The organism is Streptomyces sp. NRRL S-350 (assembly GCF_000719705.1).
In the GTDB taxonomy this organism is placed as follows: Bacteria; Actinomycetota; Actinomycetes; order Streptomycetales; family Streptomycetaceae; genus Kitasatospora.
This window is the reverse complement of sequence record NZ_JOHO01000149.1, coordinates 1-2,369: the sequence shown is the minus strand read 5'-3', so window position 1 is coordinate 2,369 and position 2,369 is coordinate 1. Positions and strand designations below refer to the sequence as shown.

Genomic DNA, 2,369 nt, shown 5'->3' with positions numbered 1-2,369 from the left:
GAGCTACCTCGCAGGCCTTCACCTCCGCGCCTCGATGATCTGGATAGACGACCTTGTGCGACCGCCCAGCTGATCACAACATCACACGGGCCCTAGCACTCGGGCGGTCGCGGTCGGCGGGCGGGCGGCGTGACGCACGGGTCGATCGCGCCGCGGGCGGCGACCGGTAAGCAGCCGGTCGGAGGGAACCCCGGGAGACACCACACCCCGGGTCGTTTCCGCCGGGCCACGGGTCGGCCGCCGGACTACTGGTCATTCGCCGGGCTCGGGGTCGTTTCGTCGGACCCACACCCGGAAGCACCCTCGCGGAACCACACACGCCGGGAACCTCCCGGGAGTTGTCGGAGTTGCAGAGGTAAAGAGAAGAAAAGCAAAAAGGCCGTCGCGGTGTCGGCACCCACGACGGCCCCCCGATGGTGAAGCGCGGCGGCCGGTCAGACCGCCAGGTGGTCGAACTCCCCGTCCTTGGCCCCCAGCAGCAGGGCGGCTATCTCGGCCCGGGTGTATATGAGCGCCGGCCCGTCCGGGAACCGCGAGTTGCGCATCGCCACATCGCCGCCCGGCAGGGCCGCGAACTCGACGCAGTTGCCCTGGGAGTTGCTGTGCCGGCTCTTCTGCCAGACCACCCCCTGGAGATCGGCGGCGGCCATCCCGTTGTAGGTGCCGAACGAGCCGTGCGTGTCTTGCGAGTCGTGCATAGAAGTCTCCCGAAGAGCTCCGGAGTTGTCGTCCAGCGCGGCGCCCCGGCACCGCCGAACGAACGGACCGGCCCCGTACCGGTCCGGCACAACGCCTCACTTGACGCGATGATAGCTGCAGTGCACGTGCATCAGCACGGGACAGTGCAGGTGCACGAGGCCTTTTACCCGCGGCCTTCAACTCTTCACGGGCCCTTCTTCTGGCGGTACGTAAACGGACATAGCCGATTGAATCGTCGAGCCCGCGATAACCGGCCGTGAGCGGCCACCCGCTGAATGTTGATCTTCGAGCGCCGGGAGTCGCACCGCCGTGACCCTGCGTCAGGCGAGCTCCATACTGTGAGACATCTCACGCACCCCGGTCGCAACGCCGCGCCCCACCGGACACGTCAAGGCAAGGACCCACACCCACGCGGGGGTTGGGCGAAGTATGTCCCGATTGTAGGCAAACCACCCGGACCGGGACGGGAAACGCCCCGGATCCGCCCCGGCCCGCGCCGCGACCGCGCGGAACCCGATCGGCAGCCGACTGCAGGCCTGACGGGCCGATGTCCTACGATCTCCGGCATGAGCACCGCAGCCATCCCGGGCGCGCCACTGCCCGTCCGCACTCCAGGCTCCCGTGCGCGGGGGCGCCACCGTCGTCCCGAGCGCCCCGAGATCCCGGCCGGCGCCCCTGCCCTGGTGCTCGCCGTGCCCGCGGCCGCCGGGCCCGAGTCCCGGTCGGTCGTCGAGGAGCTGCTGTCGATCGTCCGCAGCGAGCAGAACGGCGTCCAGGCGGCGGTCGGCTACCTCCCCCGCGAGTTCCCCGAGGGCGGGGGCGGCGACGACCGCACCGTCACCGAGCTCCTGGCGGCCACCGCCGAGGCCGGGCTGCCGATGCCCGTCCTGGTGCCGCTGGTGCCCGGTCCGCACGACTTCCTGCCCGAACTCCACGCGCTCGCCGCCGAGTACGGCGCGCCCGTCACCGACGCCCTCGGCCCGCACCCGCTGCTCGCCGAGGCCGTGCACGTTCGGCTCTCCGAGGCCGGGCTGGCCCGCGCCGACCGCGCCCGGCTGTTCGCCATCGCGACCGCCGCGGACGGCGTGGTCCTGACCACCGTCGGCGGTGAGGACGCGGCCGCCGCGGCCGGCATCACCGGCGTGCTGCTGGCCGCCCGCCTGGCCGTCCCGGTCGTCGCCGCCGCCCTCGACGTACCCGGCTCGGTCGCCGCGGCCGTCAACCACCTCAAGGAGACCGGCTCGCAGCGCCCGGCGCTGGCCCCGCTGGTGATCGGTCCGGAGGCCGACTCCGAGCTGCTGGCCACGGCCGCGGAGGAGACCGGCTGCCCGTCGGCGGCGCCGCTGGGCGCCTACCCGACCGTCGGCCAGCTGATCGCCTCGACCTACCTGGCCGCGCTGCCGATGCCGTCCCCGGAGGACCTGGCGCGGGCCGAGGCGGAGGCCGCGGCCGCCGCCGAGGCCGAGGGGCTCGCCGAGGGCGCCCGCGGCGCCCACGCGGCCGCCCAGGGGCCCGTCGGACAGTGATTTGACCCGCGCGTCCGCCGACGCGCATGAAGGGCCCGGAACGGCTTCCTTGGGTTCTAGTGGTTGTTGCAACACCCCAGTTCAGGGGATGCGATGACCTTCGAGATCCGCGAGGACCGGAGCCCTCAGGGGCGGCGGAAGCTC

The 2,369-nt window shown here is 72.6% G+C and carries 2 protein-coding genes; one reads left to right on the top strand and one right to left on the bottom strand.

Annotated elements, in window-relative coordinates:
- Positions 1-434: 434 nt before the first annotated feature.
- Positions 435-698, bottom strand: coding sequence for a DUF397 domain-containing protein (locus IF30_RS0140115; RefSeq protein ID WP_030247985.1), 264 nt, complete (start codon positions 696-698; stop codon positions 435-437).
- A gap of 567 nt (positions 699-1,265) precedes the next feature.
- On the opposite strand from IF30_RS0140115, the gene IF30_RS0140110 reads away from it, so the two are divergent.
- Entirely contained in the window at positions 1,266-2,225 is a 960-nt protein-coding gene (locus tag IF30_RS0140110) for a hypothetical protein (protein WP_234323033.1), read from the top strand.
- Positions 2,226-2,369: the final 144 nt, after the last annotated feature.